Raw genomic sequence first — 26864 nt, forward strand, 5'->3', positions numbered from 1 at the left:
AATTTGAACCCGCAAGCGACGGGACACAAGCGTCAGAATTGCCGCATTGCCAACTGGTTGGCACAAAACTGCCGTTTACGCCCTTGCCACGAACCACAATCCAACGGCAAAAACGGCCTGTCAAAGCATGAGACGACCGTGGCGCAATGTCTGTCCCTTCTGCCTGCTATTTGGCCCTGGTTCATCCTGATTGCCGCGCAAACAAGCGCCGTGTCAGGTCGACAGGGGCTGGGCCTGACCCTGCTGGCCTTGCTCGGCTGCATCGCGCTGGCGCTTGGTCTGGTCACACCTCTGGCGGTGGGGGTTGCGGGCCTTGGGGTGCTGAGTGCGGCGGGGCTGCGGCTGCTGTCCGGGCCCGTGGCTTTGGCCGGGCATCTGGTACTGATCCTGTGGTGCCTTGGGTTGGGGGCGCATCTGTTTCCCGGGTTTCACAACCTGCTGGTGCTGGACCGGGTAAATGCCGGGCCAGACAGTACCGACTTCACAATGTACCTGAACATGGACAAACCGCTGGTTTTGTTTGCTGTCCTGCTGGCCTGGCCCGGAATGATCCAAGATGCGAAGCCGACCAAAGCCGGACCGCTGGTGAGTGGCCTGTTGTTGCTGCCCTCGCTGTTACTGTTGGGGCTCGCCACGGGCGCGATCCGGCTCGAGGTCGGTCTGCCTCCTTGGTGGTTGGTTTTCGCGTTGTCGAACCTGTTTCTGACCTGCCTGACGGAAGAGGCTTTTTTCCGTGGCTATCTGCAATCGCTCCTCATCTCGAAAACCGGAACCGCCTTGGGTATTGCAGCGGCCAGCCTGCTGTTCGGTCTGGCCCACGCGGGCGGAGGGCTGGCGCTGGTAGCGTTCGCGTCGGTCCTCGGGGCGGCCTGCGGGTTGGGCTACCATGCAACCGGGCGGCTCTGGGTTCCGGTTCTGATGCATTTCGGGTTTAACGCGCTGCATCTGACCCTGTTCACTTATCCCGGTCCGGTCTGATCGTCACACCGGCAGGGCGGTGGTCTTGAACACCGTGCGCAATGCGAATGAGCTTTGCATCTGCGCCACCCCCGGTAAGCGCGACAGGTATTGGCGGTGGATGCGGGCAAAATCCTCGGTGTTTTCGGCGACTACCTTCAGGATGTAATCTGCCGTGCCCGCCATCAGATGACATTCAAGCACATCGGGAATGCGGGCCACGGCCTTTTCGAACGCGTCCAGAAGCTCTTCGGCCTGCCCCTGCAAGGTGATCTCGACAAACACCGTCGTAGGCACATTCATCTTGCGCGCATCCAGCAGCGCCACGTAGTTGCGGATATACCCGTCCGCCTCCAATCGCTGTACCCGTCGATGGCAGGCCGACGGAGACAGGTTCACCTGCTCGGACAGCTCTGCATTCGACATACGGCCGTCACGCTGAAGGGCCGCTAAAATCTTTCTATCCGTCGTATCCAGGCTCATCGACGCAAATCCATTGCAAGTTTCTGCTAGAATACCGGAGATTCTCCCGAAAAAAACCCCAATCGCGGGCAGAGTTTCACAGAAATTGCACTCCGAAACGCCCATTATTTAGGCAGTTTATGAATGGAGGAGCGAGAAATGAAGATCGGTTGCCCCAAGGAAATCAAACCACAGGAATTCCGCGTCGGCATAACGCCTAACGCGGCGCAAGAGGCCGTCGCACGCGGCCACGAAGTTTTAATCGAGACCGGTGCCGGAATCGGTTCGGGATTTGACAACGAGTCCTACATCGCCGCTGGCGCCCAGATCCTGGACACCGCAGAAGAGGTGTTTGCCACCGCCGACATGATCGTCAAGGTCAAGGAACCACAAGCGGTCGAGCGCAAAATGCTGCGCGAAGGTCAACTGTTATTCACCTATCTGCACCTGGCACCGGACCCGGATCAGACCCATGACTTGCTGGAGTCGGGCTGCACCGCGATTGCCTATGAGACCGTGACCGATGCAAGCGGCGGCCTGCCCCTGCTGGCCCCGATGTCCGAGGTCGCGGGTCGTCTTGCCCCTCAGGTCGGATCGTGGACCCTGCAAAAGGCCAATGGCGGCCGTGGTGTTCTGATGGGCGGCGTTCCGGGTGTTGGTCCGGCCAAAGTCATCGTGATCGGCGGCGGTGTTGTTGGTACTCACGCAGCCAAGATCGCTGCGGGCATGGGTGCAGATGTCACCGTGCTGGACCGGTCGCTGCCACGCCTGCGTTACCTCGACGACGTCTTCGGCGGAACATTCAAAAGCCAGTACTCGACAGCCGGTGCGACCGCCGAACTGATCCAGGACGCCGACATGGTCATCGGCGCGGTTCTGATCCCCGGTGCGGCAGCTCCGAAACTGGTCACACGCGCACAGCTGTCGACTATGAAACCCGGTGCGGTTCTGGTGGACGTGGCCATCGACCAAGGCGGCTGCTTCGAGACATCGAAGGCGACCACCCATGCCGATCCGATCTACGAGGTCGATGGCATCATGCATTACTGCGTCGCCAACATGCCTGGCGCGGTTGCGCGCACATCGACCATTGCGCTGGGCAACGCAACGATGCCGTTCATGCTGTCGCTGGCGGACAAGGGCTGGAAACAGGCCTGTCAGGACGACCCGCACCTGCTGGCGGGTCTGAACGTGCATGCCGGTCAGCTGACCTATTATGCGGTCGGCAAGGCACTGGGCATCGATGTTGTTGCCCCCGGCGTGGTGATCAAGTCATAAACCTCCCGCCCCTGAAAGCGCTCTTTGACAAGAGCGCTTTACAGCGTTGGGTCAGGCGCCACACCAGCGGTGCGGCGCGGTTGCGCGAAACCCAACGGTCCCGCAAATGAAACTGCGCCGCGCGATCAGCGCGGCGCTGGACCCAACCGAAGAGGGGCATTTGAATGCCCGATCGACGGGCGGGAGGCTTACGCCTCTTTGTGGATCTCCACCGAATGCGGATACGGGATCGACACGCCCTTGGCATCGAACGCCTCTTTCACCGCCTTGGTGACTTCGAATTTCACATCCCAGTAGTCCGCTGCGGCACACCACAGGCGCGCGGTCAGGTCGACCGAGCTGTCGCCCAAGTTGGTCACCCGCACCCAGGGCTCGGGATCGCTGTGAATCCGCTCATCAGCCTTGGCGACGTCCAGAATGATCTGCATCGCCTCATCCGCGTTATCGCCATAGTCGATACCAAACACCAGGTCGACGCGCCGCGTGTCATGCGCGGAGTAGTTGGTGATAATCGAGCCCCAGCTTTGCCCGTTGGGTACGATGATCTGCACATTGTCCGGCGTCACCAGTTCGGTGGTGAACAGGTTCAGATCCTTGACGGTCCCCGCGGTGCCGCCAATATCAACATATTGGCCCAGCTTGTACGGGCGAAACACTACCAGCATGACACCAGCTGCCAAATCGCTGAGTGTCCCCTGCAGCGCCAGACCAATTGCCAGCGACGCGGCACCCAGAATGGCAACGATGCTCGTGGCTTCGATCCCGAAAATCCCAAGAACAGCCACCAGAACCATCGCAAGGATGACCCATTTGACCAGACTGGCGACGAAATTGCCCAAGGTCGGGTCAATCTGCGGCGTCGCGTTGATCCGCCGACGTACCATTCCCGCGATCGCCCCTGCCACGATCCAGCCCAGGACCAGAACGATCAGCGCTTTGACTGCGTTCATGATAAGCGGCGCAAACGCACCTACCTGTGTTACGACCTCATCCACGCGTCTCTCCTTTCAACAGTAAGAAACCCGCGTCTGTCGCGCGGGATTCGCCAAAGTCTTAGCAAAAAAAGCGTTTGGGTCTAGGTGCCAGTTTCCCGGGTTTTCCCCGTTATTGACCAGTGAACGTCCGCCAACTGACAGGGCCAACAAGACGGCCGCCGATCACACGGGTTGAGCACTGCCCTTATTGCTGGCTTCTTAGCCCGGCAGCTTCCCGGTCAGAACGTAGCGCAACACCTCAACAACCTGAGAGGGCTGCTCGGCCACGGCCAGCGCGGCGGCGTCGACCTCTTTCAGCGCGTGCTGGTGATCAGCACCGTGTAGCACGATCAGTGACTTGCCCAGCGCTGCCGCATAGCCCGCGTCAAAGGCCGCGTTCCACTGTTTGTATTTCTCGCCAAACCGGACCACGACCACATCGGCATCAGCAATGCCCTTGCGGGTGCGGATTGCGTTGACCATCGCCCCCTTGTGGTCGTGCCAGTATTTGTTCTGCTCGGCCCCCAGAATGGCCACGCCACAATCATCGCTGGCGTCGTGATCCGTGACAGGGCTGTTGAAGGTGACGTCCAACCCCTGCGCGCCGTCGATGATCTGTTCGCGCCAGTCGGTGTGGATTTCGCCAGAGAGGTAAACGTTCAGGCCCATGGGTGTCTCCTTTAACCTTTTGCGGCGACCCTACTGCGAATACTGCGTCAACCCAAGAGAGGGATCAGACAAATGAGGTCGTTTCACTTGCTGTGCACGCTGGAGCTGAAACGGTCATTGACCACTCTCGCAATATTCGACAGAGTTCGGATAAAGCGATGAATTGAAACAGTTTCCACGTACCGAGATATGCGATCGAAGGAAACGGACGGAAGAAAAGGGGCAAGTTGATGAGCAAATTCATGGACGGGTTCGTGCGCGCGGGGCTGACGAAGAAAACTCAGGTACAGGGTAAGCGTATCCGTCAGCAAAACCGCGATATGGAAGATATGGCCCATATGCTGGGCACAGCGGTTGCGCAGAAGATTAAAGCCGAGCAGGAAGCCGCGACGAATGAGGAGCTGCGTGCGGAGGTTCACAGGCTTCAAGAGGAAGTTCTGCTTCTTGAGATGTCTATTGATGTTCGTGAAGCTCACCGGACAGCGGATGCTGCTCGATATGATTACGTGATGTTAGAACTGGATCGAATATGCTCAGAGCGGAATATACAAAACCCTGCTCGAATACCGGCCTACAAGGATCCGAACACTCTGCGCATTCCTTCGGGAGATCGTAAGGGGCAGGCAATGACAGCAGCGGACCATGCGTACATCGAGGCTTTCGCAAACATATTTGTTTCGAATTTCCAGAAAAAGTGGCCGCACATAGAGAATTGGAAGGACTTCCTGCACGGAAAAATTTCGTACTGATTCCCGGCCTGCAATCCCAAAAAAAGGGGCTCCGCATTTGGAGCCCCTTTTTCTTTGAATGGTCATTCAACCTGCCAGCTTAGCCGCGCAGGGTTCCGCCGGTGGCCTTGGTGACCTTGGCGATGATCTTTTCGGCCACCGCTTCGATGTCTTTTTCCTTCAGTGTCTTGTCCGTCGGCTGCAGACGCACGGTGATGGCCAGAGATTTCTTGCCCTCACCCAGGCTGCCGCCGATGAATTCGTCAAAGACGCGGACATCCTCGATCAGCGCCTTGTCAGCACCGGCCGCGGCGTTCACCAGTGTCAGCGCCTCGACACCCTCGTCAACAACGAAGGCAAAGTCACGCTCGACCGCTTGCAGATCGCGCAATTCAAGGGCTGCGCGGGTGGCACCGGACTTACGCGGCAGAGGCACCTCGTCCGGCCAGATGGTGAAGGCCATCGCCGGGCCTTTGATATCCAACGCCTGCAACACGCGCGGGTGCAGTTCGCCGAACACGCCCAGCACCTTTTTCGGCCCCAGACAAATCTTGCCATGACGGCCCGGATGCCACCAGGCATCCCCGTCGCGCAGGATCTGAACCTTGGCGGGCGCACCGATGGCAGCCAGCACCGCCTCGGCATCAGCCTTGGCGTCGAACACATCGACCGGGCGCGAGGCACCGTGTACGTCCTTGGGACCGTTGCGGCCAACCAGCAGACCGGTGATCTGGGTTTTCTGATCGCCGGGTTCGCCGTCATGGAAGACCGGGCCGACCTCGAACAGGGCCACATCCGCATAGCCGCGCGCCTGATTGCGGGCTGCAGCCTGCAGCAGGCCGGGCAGCAGATCGGGGCGCATGTGGCTCATCTCGGATGAGATCGGGTTTTCCAACTGCGTGGCTTCATCCCCACCACCAAACAGCGCCGCTGAGGCCTGATCGATGAAGGTGTAGGACACACATTCGTTGTACCCCAGCGCCGCGCAGGTGCGTCGTGCCATGGACTGGCGCCGCTGTGTCGGGGTCATCACAGGTTTCGGGATACCCTCGGAAATACGTGGCAGAGGTTTGCCCTGCAGCTTGGTCAGCGAGGCAATCCGCGCGACCTCTTCCACCAGATCGGCCTCGCCCATGATATCGGGGCGCCAGCTGGGCACGTGGGCCATCTCACCTTCCAAACGGAAGCCCAAACGGGTCAGGGTCTGGCGCTGCTCGCTTTCGGGAATGTCCATCCCGACCAGTGACTGCACACGCTCAGCATCCAGCTTGTAGGCGCGGGCGTGGTTAGGGGCTTTGCCGGCTTCAACCACCTTGGACACCTCACCGCCGCAGATATCCAGGATCATCTGCGTCGCGTGTTCCAGACCTTCCAGCGTGTATTCCGGGTCTACACCGCGTTCGAACCGGTACCGCGCGTCCGAATTGATCTTAAGCGCACGCCCCGTCAGTGCGATCTGCACGTGATCCCAGAACGCGCTTTCCAGGAACACGTTCACCGTTTCCTCGGTGCAACCTGTTTCCTCACCACCCATGATACCAGCAATGGATTCCGCGCCTTTGTCGTCCGAAATCACCATCATGCCGGGCTGCAGGGTGTATTCTTTCTCATCCAGCGCCACCAGTTTCTCGCCACCCTTGGCACGGTGAACGCGCAGGTTACCCTGCACCTTGTCCGCATCGAACACGTGCAGCGGGCGGTTCTGGTCGAAAGTCATGTAGTTGGTGATATCCACCAGCGCCGAGATCGGACGCAGACCGATCGCCTTCAGCTGATCCTGCAGCCATTGCGGGCTGGGGCCGTTCTTGACGCCCTTGATCAGACGGCCGGTGAAATGCGGCGCGCCATCGAGAGTATCCTCATCGATCGTCACCTTGATCGGGCTTTCGAAATCGCCCGGCACCGGCGCGTAATCGCGCTCTTTCAGCGTACCCACACCCCGCGCTGCCAAATCACGCGCAATCCCGGCCACGCCCAGCGCATCCGGTCGGTTCGGCGTGATCGCGATCTCGATCATCGGGTCGACCCTCGACGGATCATTTTCGGCCAGCCAGTCGACGAACTTGTCGCCGACCTCGCCCGAGGGCAGCTCGATAATGCCATCATGTTCCTCGGACAACTCCAGCTCACGCTCGGACGCCATCATGCCAAAGCTCTCGACACCGCGGATTTTGCCGACGCTGATAGTCAGGTCCAGACCCGGAATATACATGCCCGGTTTGCAGACCACGACGGTGATGCCTTCTCGCGCGTTGGGCGCACCACAGATGATTTGCAGCTCGCCCTCATCAGTATCCACCTTGCAGACGCGCAGCTTGTCGGCGTCGGGATGTTTCTCGGCATGTTTCACATAGCCCAGCGTAAAATCCGCCAGCCGGTCTGCCGGGTTCACGATCTCTTCGACCTCAAGCCCGAGATCGGTAAGCGTCTCGGCGATCTCATCAACCGAAGCGTCAGTGTCGAGGTGGTCTTTCAGCCAGGACAGAGTGAATTTCATTGCACGGGGCCTTTTTTGGCAAACATCCAGTCGGCACAGGCAATGGCAAAGATTGCGCCGGGGTGCAAGCGCTGCGCGTCACGGATAGGTGGGGGTGCGGCCCAAAAGCTCGTCCAACTGCCAGCCGATCCAGCCATGGGGGATGAAATGCCCGCCCGGATGGGTGTCCAGTACCACCTGCCCCTGCGCACAGTCGGTCCATTCCACGCGGCTGAGCGTCAGAAACGGCCTCACGCTCCAGTCGCCGCGCGGGGTTGCACCATTGCAGTTGTATTTCTCGCGCCACAGCGCCACCGGATAGGTCGTGTCGCCGCCCGGCCCAAAGGGGAAATCCATCACCGTGTCGTCCAGCCCGTGCACATGGCGCACCTCGCGCGGGGCTTCGGGGCAGGCTTCCGTTTGTCGGATGCTGCCCGCAACTGCCAGCAGCGCCGCCGTGTCGTTGCCCGATTGGCAGACATAACGCCACGCCATCGCGCCGCCAAAGGAATAGCCCGAGACGTAAATGCGGTCTGGATCAATCGGGTAACGCTTGGTGACATCCTCCAGCACCCGGTCGGCAAAGGGCACGTCGCCAGTATCCGCAGACCAAAAATCCCAGCTTTTGCCCAGCCCGTTCGGGGCCACCAACAACACGCCGCGCAGTTTCGTGGCCCCGGCTATGCGTTCATGGTTCACCACCACGGCCCCCTGCCGCGCCCAGCCGTGGAAATGCAGCAAAACGGGCAGAGGCGTTTCGCCATCCCACCCATCCGGCTCCAACACATGATACGAACGGTCGCCGACCTGACAGGCGGTATCGCCGTGACAGGATTCGATAGCAGAGGCTTGAGTGGCGGTCAGCAGGAGGAGGCAGAGTAGTCGATAAATCATCTGTCGAACCCTAGCGAGCCTGCGCACGCTGTCACGTCACAACCCCGTGGGAGATTGTGACAAGCCGCGCTGTCGCCAGACCGCGGGATGGCGATCAACGGGCTGTAGTGGGCAGTTTATCTTGGCCAAGCTCGTGCATCGTTCAAACGGAGTGCCTGCGGAGACAAATCGCCAGCCCGTGCGGGCGGTCTGGCGATAGCGCGGCGGCCTATCGGCCTTTGCTCCGCGCTGCTATTTCGACTGCTTTTTCGCGAATTCATCAATTAACTTCTTCGCCATGGCTTTTTGGTCTTCCACTTCTTTCCATGGATTCACTTTCTTTAAAAAACCGTTTCGGGTCGCCAAAAGAGCCGCCCACATTCCCGGAGATGCAACGATAACCGCGACCAGCAAAACCCAAGCAAAGGACAATCCGAAGAAACGTTCTACCAAATACTGAAGAACGCCTATCGCAACAACTAGCCCAACCAGCCACCGAAATGGCACCTTAGCCACTCTACGCTGCCACCAATCAATATAGCTCGCCAGTTATACACCCAGCGGATACATTTAGCGGCTCAAACCACCATGCAGGTTCGGCATATCCAGCGCCGCGAAGCCGTAGTGGCGCAGCCAGCGCAGGTCGGAATCAAAGAACGCCCGCAGGTCAGGAATGCCGTATTTCAGCATCGCCAGACGGTCGATGCCGATGCCAAAGGCAAAGCCCTGATAGACGTCGGGGTCGATGCCACCAGCAGCGATCACCTTGGGGTGGACCATGCCCGAACCCAGAATCTCCATCCAGTCGTCGCCCTCGCCGATCTTCAGCTGACCGTTATCCCAGGAACAGCGGATATCGACCTCGGCCGATGGCTCGGTGAAGGGGAAGTGCGAGGCACGGAAGCGCAGCTCGACGTCGTCGACCTCAAAGAACGCTTTCACGAACTCCTCCAGAACCCATTTCAGGTTCGCCATCGAGATGTCCTTGTCGATGGCCAGCCCCTCGACCTGGTGAAACATCGGCGTGTGGGTCTGGTCATAGTCGGCGCGATACACACCGCCCGGACAGATCACGCGGATCGGCGCGCCCTGTTTCTCCATCGAGCGGATCTGCACCGGCGAGGTATGGGTGCGCAGCACGTGCGGCGGGCGATTGTCGCCCTCGGCGCGGTGCATGTAGAACGTGTCCATCTCGGCCCGCGCGGGGTGGTGCCCGGGGATGTTCAGGGCGTCGAAGTTGTACCAGTCGTCTTCGATCCGCGGGCCTTCGGCCACCGAGAAGCCCAGTTCGGCAAAAATCGCAGTCAGTTCTTCGGTCGCCTGGCTGATCGGGTGGATCGAGCCCTGACGGCGTGCGCGGGTCGGCAGGGTGACGTCCAGCCATTCGGTGCGCAGACGCTCATCCAGCGCTGCATCGGCCAGAGCGGCTTTCTTGGCGGACAGGGCCGAGTTGATCTCATCCTTCAGGGCGTTCAGCGCGGGGCCTGCAACCTGACGCTCTTCGGGGGTCATTTTGCCCAGCTCGCGCATCTTCAGCGCGACCTCGCCTTTTTTGCCCACGGCAGCGACGCGGATCGCCTCAAGCGCGTTCTCGTCGGCTGCCTCAGTGATTTGGCCCAGATATTTTGCCTTAAGATCGTCCATGACGCCCTCTGAAATTGATCGGAAACCTGCTATCGGGCCAGCCCCGCGAATGCAAGCGGGACCGGGCGGATCAATAGCTGTATTCGGGGAAAACCCGGGTCAGGTTGCCGTTCCAGTCGCCGTTGTAGTGTTCCAGCAACTCATCGGCCGGAACCTTGCCGGTCTCAAGGCTGTCTTTCAGCGCGTTCAGGAAATGCGTTTCATCCGGCACCAGACCACCGGCACCGGGGAAGGCGCGGGATTTCAGACCAGCCTCAGAGATCGCAACCACCTCGCGCGCCAGGTCGTGCATGTTGATCTTGCCGACCTGAGCCTGCAGCCCGTCTTTGGCAGCCTCAATGCGCAAGGCTTCACGGGTTTCTGCATCCCAGCCTTTGACCAGATCCCATGCCGCATCCAGCGCGCTTTGGTCATAGGTCAGGCCAACCCAGAATGCGGGTAGCGCACAAAGACGACGCCACGGGCCACCATCGGCGCCGCGCATCTCCATGAATTTCTTGATCCGTGCTTCGGGGAAAGCGGTGGTCAGGTGGTCGGCCCAATCGGACAGGGTCGGTGTCTCACCCGGCAACGCCGGCAGTTTGCCTTGCAGAAAGTCGCGGAAGGACATGCCCAAGGCGTTGATGTATTCGCCATTGCGGTAGACGAAGTACATCGGAACATCGAGAGCGTATTGCACGTAGCGCTCGAACCCGAAGCCCTCTTCGAACACGAAGGGCAGCATACCGGTGCGCGCATCGTCCAGATGCCGCCAAATATAGCTGCGCCAGCTTTTCTGGCCGTTCACCTTGCCCTCGAAAAACGGAGAGTTTGCAAACAGCGCCGTCGCCACCGGCTGCAGGGCCAGTGCCACGCGCAGTTTCTGCACCATGTCCGCCTCGGACCCGAAGTCGATATTGACCTGAACCGTACAGGTACGCCGCATCATGGCGCGGCCCATGGTGCCAACCTTCTCCATATAGTCGTTCATCAGCCGATAACGCCCTTTGGGCATCAACGGCATCTCGTCATGGGTCCAGATCGGAGCGGCGCCCAGACCGATGAAACCAACGCCGATCTCGTCGGCGATGTCCTTCACCTCGCGCAGGTGGGTGTTCACCTCGTCGCAGGTTTCATGGATCGTCTCCAGCGGTGCACCCGAAAGCTCCAGCGCGCCGCCCGGTTCAAGGCTGACATTTGCGCCGTCCTTTTCCAGACCGATCAGCTTGTCGCTTTCGCGCACTTCGGCCCAACCGTGCCTGTCACGCAATCCTTCCAGCACCGCCACGATGGATCGGGTGCCCTCAAAAGGCAGCGGCTTCAGGGTGTCTTTGCAGTAACCGAACTTTTCATGCTCGGTCCCGATGCGCCAATCCTGCTTGGGCTTGCAGCCCGCCTCCAGGTATTCGGCCAGTTGCTCATGGCGTTCGATCGGCCCGCCGCCGGATTGGGGGATGGACATGAATCGCGCTCCGATCCTGATGTGTCTGTCTAGTTGGTCAGTCGTGGGGGCAAACCGCGCCGGTGTCAATGCAGCCGAAGGTGGGCAGGACGGGATGGCGTACGTTCCCAGATCACCACCGGATGAGCTGCGCCGCCGTTCAATTCTGCCAGCATCTGTTCGGTTTTCAGCCCCGGCAAGGCCGAGAACACATCAAACAGCGCCTCGGCCCCTTCGGCATTCACAGGAATGTGAAGCACTGGCTGACCCGGCTGTTCCAGCACCCAATGCGCCGGAGACGCGGTCGGGTCCAGTGCCAGCCGTTCGATTTCACGTGCAGCAACCATGCCGCCGTCCAGCGGGCCAAGATAGGTGATTTGTCCTTCATCGATAGTCACCACTCCGGGACCTCCGACACCGGTGCGGAACCGGGCACGCTGAATTCCGATCACGGCGAGCGCCACAGACACGACGACCAGCACCCAGCCCAGCCATCCCAGCAGCCCGCCGGGGCCGCTGATCCAGCTGAGACCGACCAACAACACAAGCCCCGCCACCAGCACTTCGCGCCAGCGCCACAAGGCCAGTTTGGCTTCGGGTCGGATGAAACTCATGCCGTGTCCTCGGGGTTTGTGAACAGGATCAGCGAGAACTGCCCCGCGGGTTTGAATCCAATACCCATATAGGCACGCGCCGCTGAAACAGAAGCCGCGAACAAAACCGCGCGGGTCGCCCCAGCGTTGCGCGCCTCGATCAGATGCAGTGCAACAGCAAGCCGGGCATAGCCGCGCCCGCGCAGGTTGGGCGGGGTATAGACCCCTCCGATCTGCACGACCTCGGGCAGGCGGGCGTTGAACCCGGTCATTGCGACGGGTCGGTTGTCGATCTGCAGAACCCGGTGCGAGTCGCGCTGCGCATAGGTCGCAATATCCTTTTTCGCCTCCACCTGCGCGCGCCCTGGGGCAAAGTCCATTGCCTCGACCAGGTAGCTTTCACGCCAGGCTTCGGGAATGGATCGATCAACATCACTCAGCGGCACCAACGTCGCCCCGGTGGTGTCCGGCAGGACAAGGTCGCTCAGTTGCAGGGTAAAGCCGGGCTCGTCGCTGTTCAGGGTGGCGGGACGGTTTTTCCAGCCTGCGAGTTGCATGATCCGGCGCGCCTGCGTCGCCTCGGATGCCACTCCGAACAGTTTGTGACCCCGGATCAGATCGATTGCCCCCGCAAGGTCCTGATCCGAACAATCGGGGCATTGCGCCATCACCATGCCTTCGTTGGTGATGGAGAATACAGCGCGCGGACCATCCCCCAACACCCAGATGTTCACCGAGCACGGATCATCGCCGCGCAGGCCGAAGTCACGCAGGTTGGCTAGGGGGAACATTGAGGTCTGGATGTGCTGCGACAGGAACACGTCTATCTTTGGCACGTCTGCATTCGTCGCCAGTCGCCACGTCACGACCAATCCCCCAAAGCCTGCTGCCACATTGTCAGCGATGCCACGGCCGCCGTGTCTGCCCGCAGGATACGCGGGCCAAGACTGACTACATGAGCATAGGGCAATCCGGTCAGACGCGTACGCTCACGATCCGAGAAACCGCCCTCGGGGCCGATCAGAATCGCCCAGGGCAGACCCTTTTCGTTCGCCGCCAGACGCAGGGCCGAGCCGACCTCGGCCTCGTTACAGAACATCAGCTGTCGGCCTTCGGGCCACGCGTCCAGAACGCGGTCCAGCCGCTGCAGATCCGCAACCTCGGGCACGAATGTCCCACCGCATTGCTCTGCGGCCTCGACGGCGTGTGCCTGCAGACGGTCCTGACGAATGCGTTCGGAATTGGTGAACTCGGTCTGCACCGGCAGAATCCGTGCCGTGCCCATTTCCGCCGCCTTTTCGACGATGAAATCGGTACGCGCTTTTTTGATCGGCGCGAAAAGGAACCACAGGTCGGGCGGCAGTTGCAAGGGTCTGGTCTGTTCCACGCAGGTCAAAACTCCGCCGCGCTTACCGGCCTCGGCCACCTCGGCCAGCCATTCTCCGTCCTTGCCGTTAAACAGGGCCACATGCCCACCCACGGCCAGACGCATGACACCGAACAGGTAATGAGCCTGCTCGCGCGTCAAATCTACCGATTGCCCCTGACCCAGAGGGTGCTCTACATACAGTCTGATCTTTGCACTCATGAGACGTTACATATGCAAGGCAACGCCCCAACACCAGACGGTCAGGTCGCAGATGCGGTCAGTGGCAACTGGGTCGACACACACGCGCCCGCTTTCGCCCGCCCCTACCTGCGCCTCAGCCGTGCGGACCGGCCCATCGGCACGTGGCTGCTGCTGATTCCCTGCTGGTGGGGTCTGGCGCTGGCGATCCTCAGCGATGGCAATCCAAGGTGGGAGGATCTGTGGATCGCCATCAGCTGTGCCTTCGGCGCGTTTTTGATGCGGGGCGCGGGCTGTACGTGGAATGACATCACCGACCGCGACTTTGACGGGCAGGTCGAGCGCACGCGATCGCGCCCGATTCCCTCGGGTCAGGTCAGCGTGCGTCAGGCGGTGATCTGGATGGGCCTGCAATGTCTGCTGGCTCTGGGGATTCTTCTGACCTTCAATCAGGCTGCCATCGCCATGGGAGTACTGTCCCTGCTGCCGGTAACAATCTATCCCTATGCTAAACGATTTACATGGTGGCCACAGGTGTTTCTGGGGTTGGCCTTCAACTGGGGTATCCTGCTGGCCTGGGCCGCGCATACAGGCACGGTCAGCGCTCCCGCGATCATACTATACTTGGCAGGCATCGCCTGGACGCTGTTTTATGACACGATCTATGCCCATCAGGACGCCGAAGACGATGAGCTGATCGGCATCAAGTCGACCGCCCGGCTGTTTGGCACCGACACCGCACGCTGGCTGAAGTACTTTCTTGTGGCGACGGTCTTTCTGATGGGGCTGGCGATCATCGACGGGGCGTTGGCACACGTCTCGGTACTGGCGCTGGCCGTTGCCTTGGGTGGACCCTGGGCGATGGGCTGGCACATGTCGTGGCAACTGCGCGGTCTGGATATCGAAGACAACGCGAAACTGCTGCAATTGTTCCGCGCCAACCGGGATACCGGCCTTATTCCGCTGATCTTCCTCTGCGTCGCGCTGTTGCTCTGATTGCACCTTGGCGCGGGGCTAGGTAAGAGTTCGCACATTCGCTTGAGGAGTCGATAACCCGCACATGCGTTTGCCCTATTTCTTTGCCGTAGGCCTTATCTTCCTCGTATCGGCGGGCCTGTGCCTGCTGGCCGCCAGTTTTGCGGTAACCAAGGTCGAAGAATCCTCAGAATTTGCCGTGCGCCGGGCACTGGATCTGAAAGGGCATGACTGGGCCGAGGTGCATTCAGACGGATTGCGCGTGGTGCTGACGGGGACTGCCACGGACGAGGCTACCCGCTTCAACGCGCTGACCGCGGCGGGCATCGAGGTCGATACCTCGCGGGTGATCGACGAAATGCAGGTGGCCCCGACAACGGATCTGGCCGCCCCCCGGTTCTCTGCCGAGATCCTGCGCAATGACAGCGGCATTTCGGTGATCGGCCTGATCCCCGCCAGCGAGAACCGCGAGGCGCTGATGGATCGGTTAAGCGATCTGGACGGTGGCGCCCCGGTTTCGGATCTGATGGAAACCGCCGACTATCCCAAGCCCAAAGGGTGGGATGCCGCGATCACCTATGCCGTTGACGCGTTAACGCGCCTGCCGCGCGCCAAAATCTCGGCCAGCCCAGGGTTGGTCAAAATCACCGCAATTGCCGACAGCCAGCGGGAAAAGGAAAAGCTGGAGCAGGATCTGACCCGCACCGCACCGCCAAGTTTGCGGATCGGACTGTCGATCTCGGCCCCGCGCCCGGTGATCACACCCTTTACCCTGCGCTTTCTGATCGATGCGAATGGCGGCCAGTTCGATGCCTGCTCGGCACAGGACGAAAAGGCGCGCGAGGCGATCGTCGCCGCCGCACAAAAGGCGGGCATGACCGGCCCCTATAGTTGCACCATTGGGCTGGGCGTGCCGTCGCCTCGCTGGTCCGAAGCTGCGGTGCTGAGCATCAACGCGCTGGCCGAACTGGGCGGCGGTTCGGTGACCATGTCGGATGCGGATATCACACTGGCTGCAGCAGAAGGCACCGAAGCCGGGGCGTTCGACCGCGTGGTGGGCGAGCTTGAGAACGCCCTGCCCCCGGTCTTTGCCCTACACGCCATCCTGCCCCCTCCCGATACCGAAGGTGAGGAAGGCCCGCCTGAATTCAATGCCACGCGCAGCCCCGAAGGGTTGGTGCAGATGCGCGGACGTCTGGGCGACGAGACTCAGCGCGACATGGTCGACAGCTATGCCCGCGCCGCCTTTGGCTCGGAAAAGGTCTACACCGCGACCCGCATTGCCCCGGACGGTTTGCCGATGGGCTGGCCGGTTCGTATTCTGACCGGGCTTGAAGCGCTGGCACAGTTGCACAACGGCGCTTTGACGATCACGCCGGATGATCTGGTCCTGAACGGAATCAGCCACGACCGCGACACAAAAGCGCAGATAGCGGGTTTGCTTTCGGAAAAGTTGGGTGACGCGCAGGAATTCACCCTGTCGATCACTTATCAGGAACCGCCCGAGCCCGCGGACAAACTGCCCGACCCCGAGGTGTGTGAAGAGCGCATCGCCGAGGTTCAGGCCGGCACCAAGATCGCGTTCGAGCCGGGCTCGGCCACCGTCGCCGCCGACTCGCGCGATACGGTGAACCAGATTGCCGACATCCTGCGCGAATGCGGCCCCATCCGGTTGGAGATTCAGGGCCATACCGACAGTCAGGGCCGCGAAGAGATGAATCAACAGCTCAGCCAGGCGCGGGCACAATCCATCCTGAACGAGCTGCGCGGGCGCCGCGTGCCCACTGCCAGCTATACCGCCATGGGCTATGGGGAATCGCAACCAATCGCTGACAACGACACAGAAGAAGGCCGCGAGGAAAACCGCCGGATCGAGTTCCGCCTGATCCGCCCCGAGCAGGTGGAAAACACGGAAACCGGGCTGGACGCGATCGAAGCGGAAACGATCGAGGCCGAACAGACGGACAGTACCACCTCAGATGCGGATGCAGGGGACCAGTAAAGTGAACAGAATCGAATTCATAATCGCCACCGCCATCATCCTGTTCGCGGCCTTCTGCGTGGGTTGGTTCGCCAACTGGCTGGCGCACCGCCTGTCCCGCGTCCGCCAAAGCGATGTGGCCGATCTGGACCGCATGAGCCAGGAGTTGCACGAGGCCGAGGAAACCCGTGATCAGGCGATCACCTACCTGCAACAGCGCGAGGCCGAACTGACCAATCAACTGACCCAGACCGAGGCCGAACTGGCCGCCGCCATGGACGGCCTGCGGGCCGCCCGACAAGAGGCCGAGGAGATGCGCGGCCGCATCAACAACGCGGATTGATCGCAACGGTTTGGGTAACCACTTTTGTTTACGCGCGCTTATCGGCGAGATTTAGCCGACGACAGCGTGCAATCTTCATTTTGGCAATAAATTCAATAATATGAATTGGTGCAATTTTGCCTGCACGTTGAACTGTTCACGATCCAAGAAACTGGAGTGTACTATGCTTTTCAATACAACTTTAAAGACCGCCGCAATCCTTGGGATGTTCTCCACGACCGCTGCACTTGCCTCAAGCGACGCGATCCCGTCAGAGAATGACACCTTTACCAAATGGGGCGAAGAGTCCGGCTGGACCATCTATGTAGATGAAACCCGTGGATCCTGCCTGATCGAACGCGTCGATGAGAATAGCAACGTCGTTCAAATGGGCCTGACCAAAGATCAGGAAATGGGGTATCTCGGTGTCTTCACCCAAAACGACATTGGTTTGAAAGGCAAAAAGGAAGAAATCATTTTGTCGTTGGATGGCAACGTGTATTCAGCCGAAGCGCGCAAGAAGACAAAGCACCTCGCGGACGGGTACACCGGGGGATATATTCTGGCGAATAATCCGCAATTCGTCGAAGACGTCATGAAGAAATACGAGATGACCGTTTTCCCAGAAAAAGAAACCGGATTTACCGTAAGCCTCGACGGTACTCTCAAAGCTATTGAGGCCGCGCGGACCTGCAACACAGAACAGAGCAGCTAAACCGACATGCCAAAGACCGGCATCCGACAGACGGATGCCGGAACCACTCACTACCAGCGGTTCAGCGCGTCTTCGTCTTCGTCTTTGGCGGCGACCCATTGCTCGCCGGTTTTGGTGATTTCCTTTTTCCAGAAGGGCGCACGGGATTTCAGGTAGTCCATCAGGTACTCTGCTGCCTCGAACGCGTCCTTGCGATGCCGGGCGGCCGTGGCCACCATCATGATCCGATCCCCCGGCGCCAGTCGCCCGTGGCGGTGGATCACCAGCACATCACCCAGCGACCAGCGTGATTGCGCCTCTTCGGCGATCTTTGTAAGGGCGCGTTCGGTCATGCCGGGGTAATGCTCGATCTCCATCACATCCAGATCGCCCGAGGCCAGATCGCGCACGACACCAGTAAAGGTCACAATCGCCCCGTTGGCTGCGTTGCCTGACGCGAATGCGTTGGCCTCGTCCCCCAAATCGAACGCTTCTTCCTGAACCGCGATGCGCATCTTAGCCACCGGTCATCGGTGGGAAGAACGCGACCTCGCGAACGCCTGTCAGCGAGGCGTCGAAATCCGAAAGCTCCTGATCCAGCGCGACCCGCAGCGCGGACAGATCGGCGAAGGCCGCCGCATACCGGTCTTCGCGCGCGCTGAGTTCTGCCACCAGATCGGACACCGTCGCGGCCTGTGTTTCGATCTTTTCTTTCGGCAGCCCGATGCGTTCGCGCACCCAGGCGAAATACAGCACGTCCATCGGTTAGCTCTCCTTCAGATGGGGCATGGCTTTACGTAGGTAGTCATAGCCGGTGATCAATGTCAGCGTGGCGGCAATCCACAGCAGCCACAAACCGATACGGCCGGCCCAGAACATCCCTTCCAGATGCCAGCGGATGTGGTTCAGGTCCTCGAGCTGTCCGGTCAGAACCTGATCCATCGTCGCGGCGTCCATACCGAAGGTGGCCATGACGAAATTGTGTTCAAAGATACCCTGCGAGAACAGAACCGCGATGGCAACCATCTGCGCCGTCGTCTTCCACTTGGCCAGCTTGGTCACCTTCAGCGTGCCCGCCGTATCGCCCAGGTATTCACGCAGACCCGAGACAAACACCTCGCGGAACAGGATCACGGTGGCGGGCAGCACCAGCCATGGTGTCCAGTGCTCGGTCGAATAACCCACAAGGATCATCAGCGCGATCACCACCATCGCCTTGTCAGCAATCGGATCCATCATTGCGCCGATCTTGGTTTCCTGTTTCCACGCACGGGCCAGGTAGCCATCGAACCAGTCGGTGATCGCCGCTGTCATGAACAGGATCAGCGCGAACCAGTCCGCGTAAGGGCGGCTGAAATATAGAAACATCACGGCCAGACCAGGTGCCGCCAGCAGGCGCAGCACTGTCAGAATATTGGGCAGGTTCCACTTCATGGTTCGACACTACATTGCCGGTTCGAGACAGAAAAGACGGGCAGGCAAAAAACTGACCCGATCACAGGCGGTTGCAGGGCTAAAAGGCAAAGGGTCGCAACCGGGAACTCTCAGTCAGATACCGCTTGGCGCGCAGCGTCTTTGCAGTCAGATTGGCGGACGGTTCAGGAGCAAAGGCACGTCGTGACTGCACATATTCAAACCGACCCCCGATCCAACCTGATCGGCAGCGCGTGGATGATCGCCGGAATGGCGTTGTTCGCGCTGGAGGATGCGCTGTTGAAGGGTGCGTCCGCGGCCCTTCCAATCTGGCAGATCCTGCTGCTGTTCGGTGTGGGCGGGTCGGTGATCTTTGCGGTTACAGCCGTGCTGCGCGGAACGCCCTTGTTTCACCCCGACGTGTTATCGCGCCCCATGAAAGTGCGTGTGCTGTTCGAAATCTTCGGGCGGCTGTTCTATGTACTGGCCATCACGCTGACGCCTTTGTCTGCGGCCACGGTGATCCTGCAGGCCACTCCGCTGGTAGTGGTCGCAGGGGCCGCGTTATTCTTTGGCGAAACAGTCGGCTGGCGCCGGTGGAGCGCTATCCTGATCGGCCTCATCGGTGTGGTTGTGATCATCCAGCCGACCGGTGACAGTTTCACGGCCCTGTCTATCCTTGCGGTGCTGGGGATGCTGGGCTTTGCCGGGCGTGATCTGGCCAGCCGCGCCGCGTCGGCAACGCTGGGGACCGAGGTGCTGGGCTTCTACGGCTTTCTTTGCATCATCGTCGCCGGGCTGGCCTATCGGTTCTGGGAGGGCGCACCGATGGCGCCACTGGACCTGCACACCAGCCTGCATGTGGGCGGCGCGATACTGATGGGCACAGCGGCTTACTCCGCGCTGATGAAAGCCATGCGGACGGGTGAAGTCTCGGCCGTCACGCCCTTCCGCTATTCCCGCCTGCTGTTCGGTGTCGGCTTGGGCGTGGTCATGTTTGGTGAGCAACTGGATCAGACCATGTGGATCGGCAGCGCGCTGATCGTGGCGTCGGGGCTGTATATCCTGTGGCGGGGTCGGCGGGCCTAGCCCTTGTCGTGGAAGAAGTCATAGACTTTCTGCGCCAACCCGGCCGAGATCCCATCGACCGCCTTCAAATCCGCCAAGTTCGCGCGGCTTACCGCCTTAGCGCTGCCAAAATGCGCCAATAGCGCCCGTTTCCGCGCAGCCCCCACTCCGGGGATTTCGTCCAAAGGCGTTGCGCCCACAGCCTTGGCCCGTTTGGCGCGGTGTGTACCAATGGCAAAGCGGTGCGCCTCATCTCGCAGGCGCTGAACGAAGTACAAGACCGGGTCATTGCGTTTCAGCGCGAAGGGCCGCTGGCCGATGCGATGGAACTCTTCCTTGCCATGGTCGCGGTCTACGCCCTTGGCGACCCCGACCATCGGAATATCCTCAACGCCATGGCTCTGCATGATCTCATGCACCGCACTAACCTGCCCGGCCCCGCCGTCAATCAGCAGAAGGTCGGGCCACATCCCCTTGTCACGATCCGGATCTTCTTTCTGCAGACGGGTAAAGCGGCGGGTCAAAACCTCTTTCATCATGCCGAAGTCATCACCGGGGGTCAGGTCATCACCCCGGATGTTGAACTTGCGATAGGCGTTTTTCATGAACCCCTCGGGGCCCGCCACGATCATGCCACCCACCGCATTGGTACCCTGAATGTGAGAGTTGTCGTAAACCTCGATCCGACCCGGAGGTGCATCCAGATCAAACGCCTCTGCCACGCCCCGCAGAAGCTTGGCCTGGGTCGCACTTTCCGACATGCGGCGTGCCAGCGACTCGCGTGCGTTACGCAAGGCGCCCGCCACCAGCTCCTGTTTTTCGCCACGCTGCGGGACAAGAATTTCAACTTTGCGCCCGGCTTTCTCGGTCAGCGCCTCTTCCATCAAGTCGGCATTCTCGATCCCGTCGGACAGGATCAACTGCCGCGGTGGTTCCTTGTTGTCGTAGAACTGGCCGAGAAAGGCCTCCATGACCTCGGCCGAGGACACATCCGCCCCGACCCGGGGATAGAAATCCTTGTTCCCCCAATTCTGGTTAGCGCGGATAAAGAACACCTGAACGCACGCCTGCCCGCTATCCATATAGAGCCCGATTATGTCCGCCTCGGCTACGCCGCGCGGGTTGATACCCTGAGAGGTCTGTACCTGCGTCAGCGCCCGGATGCGGTCTCGCAAACCGGCGGCGCGTTCGAACTCCATCGCCTCGGACGCGACCATCATCTGCTCGGCCAGTTCCTCCTGCACTTTGGTCGAGCGGCCTGACAGGAAACGTTCGGCATCCTTAACGCTCTCACCGTAATCCTCCTCCGAGATCAGCCCTACACACGGCCCCGAACAGCGCTTGATCTGATAGAGCAGACAGGGCCGTGTGCGGCTGTCGAACATGGAATCTGAGCAATTGCGCAGCAGGAACGCCTTTTGCAGCTGGTTCAAGGTCCGGTTCACCGCGCCTGCGCTGGCGAAGGGACCGAAATATGCGCCTTTCTCTTTCTTTGCACCACGGTGCTTTTTGATCTGCGGATAGGCGTGATCCTTGGCGACCAGAATATTGGGAAAGCTCTTATCGTCCCGCAGCAGCACATTGTATTTGGGTTTGAGCTGCTTGATCAGGTTCTGCTCCAGCAGCAGCGCCTCGGTCTCGGTCCGCGTGGTCAGGAACATCATCGAAGCGGTCGAGGCAATCATCTTTTCGATCCGCCCCGAATGACCCGGGCGCGTATAGTTCGACACCCGCGCCTTCAGATTCCGCGCCTTACCCACGTACAGAACCCGGCTGTCCGCATCCAGCATCCGGTACACACCGGGCGAGCTGTCCAGCGTTTTCACGTAGCGCTGGATACAAGCATAGCCGGTGGGCTGATTGTCCGGATTCGATTCGTCCTGGGTCGTCATGGGCCTGAGATATGATTCCCTGACCATGGCTGCAATCTTGAGGGCCACAGATCAAGAGAAAACAAATCCACGGTTTCTGTGGATAACTGTGCAGATAAGTTTCGGGGGACGGCGAAATTCCCTTGTATACTTACGGATTCCTTAAGTTGCACAAAAAATAGGCACATATTTAAACCATTGTTTTCATTATATTTTATTTTGTGCACAAGGCAAGTACATGAAAAACAAGACATTTTTGTAACGATCAGGTAACAGGAACGCGAGCGGTGCAAAACTTGCAGCCGATTTACCTATTCTACCCCCAGAACATCCGGCGTTTGCCAGCCCAGATGCTGCCCGCCATCCACGCATAAAAGCTGCCCAGTGACGGCATGTGCGTCCAGAAAATATCCCAGTGCGGCGGTGATATCTGAAGGGTTTGCCCCGCGCTCCAGAACCGTGTTGGCGCGTTGTGCCTTAAAGTGGTCTTCGGATTGCCGGTGCCCCTGAATCGTCGGACCGGGACCAATCGCGTTAACGCGAATCGCTGGCGTCAGTGCCTGCGCGGCGGTACGGGTCAGCGCCCACAGGCCCATCTTGGCGATGGTGTAGGACATGAACTCGGGCGTCAGCTTGCGTACTCGCATATCGACCATGTTGACGATCAGCCCGGTGGCGACGGGTTCGCCCACCTCATCCGTGTCTGGTGTCAGGCCTTGTTCAGCCATCGCCTGCGTCAGCACAAAGGGTGCGCGCAGGTTGCTGTCCATATGCCGGTCCCAGCTTTTCCGGGTGGCCGTGCTGATGTTGTCGTATTCAAAGATCGAGGCATTGTTGACCAGGCAGGTGATCGGCCCGCCCAGCGCCTCGGCCGCACGGGGCAGCAGCGCGCTGACCTGCGCCTCGTCCAACAGATCGGCCTGCAAAGCCACCGCCTTACGGCCCAGGGCCTGTACCTCGGCTACGGTTTCCTGCGCGGGCTGTTCCGAGGTGGCGTAATGCACGGCAACGTCATAGCCGCGACGCGCAAGATACAGGGCCATGGCCCGGCCAAGACGAATTCCGGCACCGGTCACTAACGCTCGGGTCATGGACGTTTCCTCTCAGTCAATTCACGCCAGCAATACGACGACGTAGACCGCGTATAACAGTGTCAACACAATGCCCCAGGTGCGCGTGATGTCCTGCTTGAAAAACACGAACGGGACCAGCAGCAGCGAAGAACCCAGCATGACCCAAAGGTCGAACCTCAGGAACTCAGGATCAACGGGAATCGGCCCGACCAGCGTGGCTATCCCGACAATGGCCAGCAGGTTGAACATGTTTGACCCGATCACATTACCCAAAGCCACATCAGCCTGCCGCCGCATAGCGGCCATCACCGTGGTTGCCAGTTCCGGCAGAGAAGTCCCGACCGCCACCAGCGTCAGGCCGATCACCGTTTCACTGACGCCATAGGTGAGGGCGATGACCGTGGCATATTCGACCAGCAGATGTGCACCCATCGGCAATCCAATCAGGCCCAGCACCAGATAGATCGAGATCTTCCAGTAGGCCATGTTGGGGTCGGCCTCTTCCAGACCGTCCAGATCTTCATCCTCGGCGCAGGCCTGACCACAGGCTTTGCGGTGCGCGTGCGCCTCGCGGAAGGCATTACAAAGGACCAGGCCCAGTGCCGCCAGCAGGATCGCCCCGCTGAACACGGTGAACACACCGCAAAAGGCCAGACCAATGAACAGGACCGAAGCCAACAGCATGAAAACATAGTTTCTGCGGCTGTTGCATTCGCTGGTGTGCAGTGTCGACAGCAAGGCCGGCACACCCAGAACCAGCAGGATATTCGCCGTATTCGACCCGACCACGTTACCAAGGGCGATCCCCGGCGCGTTTTCCTTGATCGCGCTGATGGCGATCAAAAGCTCGGGCGCCGAGGTACCAAAAGCCACAATCGTCAGGCTGACGATCAGCGCGGGAACGCCCAGACGCAAGCTCAGGTTTACTGCACCGCGCACCAGCGCGTCACCCGCCAGCAACAGGATCAGCAATCCAAGGCCGGATAGCAGCCATGCCGTCATGTACGGCCTCCTTTTTCGCAGGCGCAGGGGCCTTTACCGATCCTGAACCGCCCGCAGCGCGGACACCTTGAGGATTGCAGCCGCTTCTGCCCGGGAAAGCGCAGCTTTCCGAACATCGCCAGGACGCCCATGGCAATCAGGAAAAGGGTGACAATCTTGATAATCACGTCACAAACCGAAACGCGCGTAGGCGGCACGCTCCTCAAGCCCGGAGATGGCGTCCTGCGCCAGCGACGCCCCGAACCGCGACCACAGCGGTTTGCGTAGCCCGTAACGGCGGAACTTGACCTTGTCGCCAAAGCGTTCCTGCAACTTCGGCTTCAGATGCGCGATGCCGTCGATCAGACCCAACTCCTGCGCGCGCCGCGCCAGCCAGATTTCCCCTGTAAACAGGTCCTGGCTTTCGTCCAGCTTGTCACCGCGCCTGGTTTTGACATGGGTGATGAAATTTTCGTGGATATCAGCCAGCAGCCGTTCCAGCCGGGCGACATCCTCTTTCTTTTCAGGCGAAAACGGGTCGAGCATGGATTTCGACTCGCCCGCCGTATGCACGCGCCGTTCGATCCCCTGACGTTTCAGCAGCACATGCGCGCCAAAGCTCGACGAAATCACCCCGATCGAACCCAGAACCGAGCTGTCATCGGCATAAATCTCATCCGCAGCCGCGGCCAGCCAGTAACCGCCCGACGCCGCCACGTCCTCGACAAAGGCGATGACCGGCACGTCCAGTTCCACTGACAGGCGCCGGATACGCGCTCCGATCAGGGAACTTTGCACCGGCGATCCACCGGGCGAGTTGATCTCAAGCGCAACGGCGGCGGGTTTGCCCTTGCGAAAGGCTTTCTCGAGTACAGGGGCCAGCGCGGTGTCGGACATCGACCCACGTCCGGCCATTCCGATGGCACCGGACAGGCGCACGACGGCCACGCAGGGTTGCTTTTTGAAAAACGGCAGGCTGAGTTTCATGGATGCCGATGTAGAGTGCACCCATCCGGTAAACAAGGGACCGCTTGACCGATAGACGTGACGTGAACACATTTCCCGGGGTCGTTGGGCAAAAATGCAACGCCCGGTATAACCTAGCTGCGAATGCGCCACCCGGTTTTGAATATCCAGCCGATGATACCCAGGCACAGTCCGGTAAAGACCAAAATGGCCAGCAGGCTGAACCCGATCGGCACATCCGCGAGCCCGTAAAATGACCACCGGAACCCCGAGATCAGATAGACCACCGGGTTGAACAGGGTGATGGTCTGCCACACCGGCGGCAGCATGGAAATAGAGTAGAATGTTCCGCCCAGAAAGATCAGCGGCGTTACCACAAGCTGCGGCACCAGCGACATCTGCTCAAAATTGCTGGCCCAGATGCCGATTATGAACCCCAGCAACGAGAAACTAAGGCAGGTCAGGATCAGAAACGCCGCCATCGCAAACGGGTGCTCGATGCGTAAATCCACAAAGAATGAGGCCGTTACAAGGATGACCAACCCCACAAAAAGCGCTTTGGTCGCCGCGGCACCGACATAACCGATCACGATCTCGATAAAGTTCACAGGTGCAGACAAAAGCTCGTAAATCGTTCCCAGAAACTTGGGAAAATAGATGCCGAAGGATGCGTTGGAAATCGCCAGCATCACCACAGACAGCATGATCAGCCCGGGCACTATGAACGCGCCATAGGAAACCCCTTCGACCTCCTGGATACGGCTGCCTATGGCGGTGCCGAAGACCACGAAATACAGCGAGGTCGAAAGAACCGGTGACAGAAAGCTCTGCGCCAGAGTGCGAAAGAACCGGGCCATTTCGAAGCGGTAGATGGCGGCGATGGCGGACCAGTTCATGCGGGCTCTCCGGACACCAGATTGACGAATATCTCTTCCAGACTCGACTGGCGGGTTTGCACATCGCGCAACACCAGCCCCGCCTGCGCCACGTCATTCAGCAAGGTGGTGATGCCGGTGCGGTCCGCATGGGTATCATAGGTATAGACCAGCGCATCACCATTGCCGTTCAACGCAAGGTTATGCGCCGCCAAACTGTCCGGAATTGTCTGAATCGGCTCGGTCAGCATTACCTCAAGCTGCTTTTTTCCCATCTGCGCCATCAACATTTCTTTTTCCTGCACAAGCAGAAGTTCACCTTTGTCAATGACGCCGACACGGTCGGCGATGGCTTCGGCCTCTTCGATATAATGGGTCGTCAGGATTATGGTGACACCGGCTTGTTTCAGCTCGGCGACAATCTCCCACATGTCCTTGCGCAACTCGACATCCACTCCGGCGGTGGGTTCATCCAGAAACAGCACCCGCGGCTCGTGCGACAGCGCCTTGGCGATCAGAACCCGGCGTTTCATACCGCCGGACAGCTCTTTGATCGCGTTCTTGCGCTTGTCCCACAGGGACAGCTTGCGCAGAGTGTCTTCAATCTTGGCATCATCGCGACCTAGCCCGAACAGGCCACGCGACAGGCGCACCGTGTTCCAGACCTTCTCGAACGGCTCCAGCGCGATCTCTTGCGGCACCAGCCCGATCATCCGGCGCGCGGCGCGGAAATCGGTCTGGATATCGTGGCCACCCACCGTCACCTTGCCCGAAGTCGGTGTGGTTATGCCGCAAATGGTCGAGATCAGTGTCGTCTTCCCCGCCCCGTTGGGCCCCAGCAGCGCCAGGATTTCCCCCTGCTCGATGTCCAGCGAGACACCTTTCAGCGCCTCAAATCCATCGGCATAGGATTTGCGCAGATCCTTAATGGAAAGAATGGCCGTCATACATGTTCCCTGTTCTGGGGCGACCCTACCCCGCCCGCCCGGCACAGAACAGGTCAT

General features: G+C 60.0%; 28 protein-coding genes. 8 read left to right on the forward strand and 20 right to left on the reverse strand.

Translation table 11 applies throughout. From position 1 onward, the window contains the following. Positions 1-210 precede the first annotated feature (210 nt). A complete protein-coding gene (locus AC2FEE_RS05595; protein WP_496863635.1) occupies positions 211-978 on the forward strand; it encodes a CPBP family intramembrane glutamic endopeptidase in 768 nt (255 codons plus the stop codon). A gap of 3 nt (positions 979-981) precedes the next feature. Here the strand turns inward: AC2FEE_RS05595 and AC2FEE_RS05600 are convergent, their stop codons facing one another. After that, positions 982-1440 (reverse strand): Lrp/AsnC family transcriptional regulator, encoded by a 459-nt coding sequence (locus AC2FEE_RS05600; RefSeq protein WP_480429839.1) that lies wholly within the window; start codon positions 1438-1440, stop codon positions 982-984. A gap of 138 nt (positions 1441-1578) precedes the next feature. On the opposite strand from AC2FEE_RS05600, the gene ald reads away from it, so the two are divergent. Beyond that, entirely contained in the window at positions 1579-2697 is a 1119-nt protein-coding gene (ald, locus tag AC2FEE_RS05605; RefSeq protein WP_496863636.1) for an alanine dehydrogenase, read from the forward strand. 188 nt (positions 2698-2885) lie between these two features. On the opposite strand, the gene AC2FEE_RS05610 is transcribed toward ald, so the two are convergent. Beyond that, on the reverse strand, positions 2886-3692 hold the full coding sequence (locus AC2FEE_RS05610; RefSeq protein WP_496863637.1) for a mechanosensitive ion channel family protein: 807 nt from the start codon (positions 3690-3692) through the stop codon (positions 2886-2888). Positions 3693-3890: 198 nt separating this feature from the next. After that, the gene (locus AC2FEE_RS05615) at positions 3891-4340 is read right to left on the reverse strand and encodes a YtoQ family protein (protein WP_496863639.1); all 450 of its coding nucleotides are present in this window, start codon (positions 4338-4340) and stop codon (positions 3891-3893) included. 230 nt (positions 4341-4570) lie between these two features. On the opposite strand from AC2FEE_RS05615, the gene AC2FEE_RS05620 reads away from it, so the two are divergent. After that, positions 4571-5089 carry a hypothetical protein gene (locus AC2FEE_RS05620; protein WP_496863641.1) on the forward strand — a complete coding sequence of 173 codons (519 nt, stop codon included), beginning with the start codon at positions 4571-4573 and terminating at the stop codon, positions 5087-5089. Positions 5090-5168: 79 nt separating this feature from the next. Here the strand turns inward: AC2FEE_RS05620 and pheT are convergent, their stop codons facing one another. The 8 genes from pheT to AC2FEE_RS05660 all read right to left on the reverse strand — a co-directional run bounded on the left by pheT (position 5169) and on the right by AC2FEE_RS05660 (position 13662). Beyond that, on the reverse strand, positions 5169-7565 hold the full coding sequence (gene pheT / locus AC2FEE_RS05625) for a phenylalanine--tRNA ligase subunit beta (protein WP_496863642.1): 2397 nt from the start codon (positions 7563-7565) through the stop codon (positions 5169-5171). A 78-nt stretch (positions 7566-7643) separates the two neighbouring features. Continuing rightward, positions 7644-8438, reverse strand: coding sequence for a CE1 family esterase (locus tag AC2FEE_RS05630; protein ID WP_496863644.1), 795 nt, complete (start codon positions 8436-8438; stop codon positions 7644-7646). Positions 8439-8669: 231 nt separating this feature from the next. Continuing rightward, positions 8670-8933 carry a hypothetical protein gene (locus AC2FEE_RS05635; protein WP_496863646.1) on the reverse strand — a complete coding sequence of 88 codons (264 nt, stop codon included), beginning with the start codon at positions 8931-8933 and terminating at the stop codon, positions 8670-8672. Positions 8934-8987: 54 nt separating this feature from the next. Further along, complete coding sequence (pheS, locus tag AC2FEE_RS05640) at positions 8988-10061, reverse strand: phenylalanine--tRNA ligase subunit alpha (protein ID WP_496863647.1); 1074 nt, start codon at positions 10059-10061, stop codon at positions 8988-8990. Positions 10062-10131: 70 nt separating this feature from the next. After that, the gene (locus AC2FEE_RS05645; RefSeq protein WP_496863648.1) at positions 10132-11502 is read right to left on the reverse strand and encodes a glutamate--cysteine ligase; all 1371 of its coding nucleotides are present in this window, start codon (positions 11500-11502) and stop codon (positions 10132-10134) included. Positions 11503-11567: 65 nt separating this feature from the next. Beyond that, on the reverse strand, positions 11568-12095 hold the full coding sequence (locus AC2FEE_RS05650) for a hypothetical protein (RefSeq protein WP_496863649.1): 528 nt from the start codon (positions 12093-12095) through the stop codon (positions 11568-11570). Further along, complete coding sequence (locus tag AC2FEE_RS05655; protein WP_496863651.1) at positions 12092-12940, reverse strand: GNAT family N-acetyltransferase; 849 nt, start codon at positions 12938-12940, stop codon at positions 12092-12094. The genes AC2FEE_RS05650 and AC2FEE_RS05655 overlap by 4 nt, the downstream gene beginning before the upstream one ends. Next, the gene (locus AC2FEE_RS05660) at positions 12937-13662 is read right to left on the reverse strand and encodes a 16S rRNA (uracil(1498)-N(3))-methyltransferase (RefSeq protein WP_496863653.1); all 726 of its coding nucleotides are present in this window, start codon (positions 13660-13662) and stop codon (positions 12937-12939) included. Before AC2FEE_RS05660 ends, AC2FEE_RS05655 begins: the two co-directional genes overlap by 4 nt. 12 nt (positions 13663-13674) lie before the next feature. Here AC2FEE_RS05660 and ubiA point away from each other — a divergent pair, with 12 nt between their 5' ends. From ubiA to AC2FEE_RS05680, 4 genes are all read left to right on the forward strand, one after another. Continuing rightward, complete coding sequence (gene ubiA / locus AC2FEE_RS05665; protein ID WP_496863655.1) at positions 13675-14637, forward strand: 4-hydroxybenzoate octaprenyltransferase; 963 nt, start codon at positions 13675-13677, stop codon at positions 14635-14637. A 64-nt stretch (positions 14638-14701) separates the two neighbouring features. Beyond that, a complete protein-coding gene (locus AC2FEE_RS05670) occupies positions 14702-16618 on the forward strand; it encodes an OmpA family protein (RefSeq protein ID WP_496863657.1) in 1917 nt (638 codons plus the stop codon). Position 16619: 1 nt separating this feature from the next. Continuing rightward, positions 16620-16940, forward strand: coding sequence for a hypothetical protein (locus tag AC2FEE_RS05675; RefSeq protein WP_496863659.1), 321 nt, complete (start codon positions 16620-16622; stop codon positions 16938-16940). A gap of 163 nt (positions 16941-17103) precedes the next feature. Continuing rightward, on the forward strand, positions 17104-17634 hold the full coding sequence (locus tag AC2FEE_RS05680; RefSeq protein ID WP_496863661.1) for a hypothetical protein: 531 nt from the start codon (positions 17104-17106) through the stop codon (positions 17632-17634). A gap of 50 nt (positions 17635-17684) precedes the next feature. Here the strand turns inward: AC2FEE_RS05680 and AC2FEE_RS05685 are convergent, their stop codons facing one another. From AC2FEE_RS05685 to pgsA, 3 genes are read right to left on the reverse strand one after another with little or no spacing between them, the layout of a single operon-like run. Continuing rightward, positions 17685-18128 (reverse strand): molybdenum cofactor biosynthesis protein MoaE, encoded by a 444-nt coding sequence (locus AC2FEE_RS05685; RefSeq protein WP_496863662.1) that lies wholly within the window; start codon positions 18126-18128, stop codon positions 17685-17687. A 1-nt stretch (position 18129) separates the two neighbouring features. After that, the gene (gene moaD, locus AC2FEE_RS05690) at positions 18130-18375 is read right to left on the reverse strand and encodes a molybdopterin converting factor subunit 1 (protein WP_496863663.1); all 246 of its coding nucleotides are present in this window, start codon (positions 18373-18375) and stop codon (positions 18130-18132) included. Between the two features lie 3 nt (positions 18376-18378). Next, positions 18379-19047, reverse strand: coding sequence for a CDP-diacylglycerol--glycerol-3-phosphate 3-phosphatidyltransferase (gene pgsA, locus AC2FEE_RS05695; RefSeq protein WP_496863664.1), 669 nt, complete (start codon positions 19045-19047; stop codon positions 18379-18381). Between the two features lie 183 nt (positions 19048-19230). On the opposite strand from pgsA, the gene AC2FEE_RS05700 reads away from it, so the two are divergent. Further along, entirely contained in the window at positions 19231-20115 is an 885-nt protein-coding gene (locus AC2FEE_RS05700) for a DMT family transporter (RefSeq protein WP_496863666.1), read from the forward strand. Here the strand turns inward: AC2FEE_RS05700 and uvrC are convergent. From uvrC to AC2FEE_RS05730, 6 genes are all read right to left on the reverse strand, one after another. Beyond that, positions 20112-21986, reverse strand: a complete 1875-nt coding sequence (gene uvrC, locus AC2FEE_RS05705) for an excinuclease ABC subunit UvrC (RefSeq protein WP_496863668.1) — start codon at positions 21984-21986, stop codon at positions 20112-20114. The genes AC2FEE_RS05700 and uvrC overlap by 4 nt on opposite strands. 290 nt (positions 21987-22276) lie before the next feature. Next, on the reverse strand, positions 22277-23056 hold the full coding sequence (locus AC2FEE_RS05710) for an SDR family oxidoreductase (protein ID WP_496863670.1): 780 nt from the start codon (positions 23054-23056) through the stop codon (positions 22277-22279). A gap of 21 nt (positions 23057-23077) precedes the next feature. Further along, on the reverse strand, positions 23078-24040 hold the full coding sequence (locus AC2FEE_RS05715) for a calcium/sodium antiporter (protein ID WP_496863671.1): 963 nt from the start codon (positions 24038-24040) through the stop codon (positions 23078-23080). Positions 24041-24208: 168 nt separating this feature from the next. After that, on the reverse strand, positions 24209-25006 hold the full coding sequence (locus tag AC2FEE_RS05720; protein ID WP_496863673.1) for a S49 family peptidase: 798 nt from the start codon (positions 25004-25006) through the stop codon (positions 24209-24211). A gap of 113 nt (positions 25007-25119) precedes the next feature. Beyond that, complete coding sequence (locus AC2FEE_RS05725; RefSeq protein WP_496863674.1) at positions 25120-25881, reverse strand: ABC transporter permease; 762 nt, start codon at positions 25879-25881, stop codon at positions 25120-25122. Further along, positions 25878-26807: an ABC transporter ATP-binding protein gene (locus AC2FEE_RS05730; RefSeq protein ID WP_496863675.1), complete on the reverse strand. Its 930-nt coding sequence runs from the start codon at positions 26805-26807 to the stop codon at positions 25878-25880. Before AC2FEE_RS05730 ends, AC2FEE_RS05725 begins: the two co-directional genes overlap by 4 nt. Positions 26808-26864: the final 57 nt, after the last annotated feature.

It is taken from the genome of Ruegeria sp. YTSC199 (assembly GCF_059609725.1).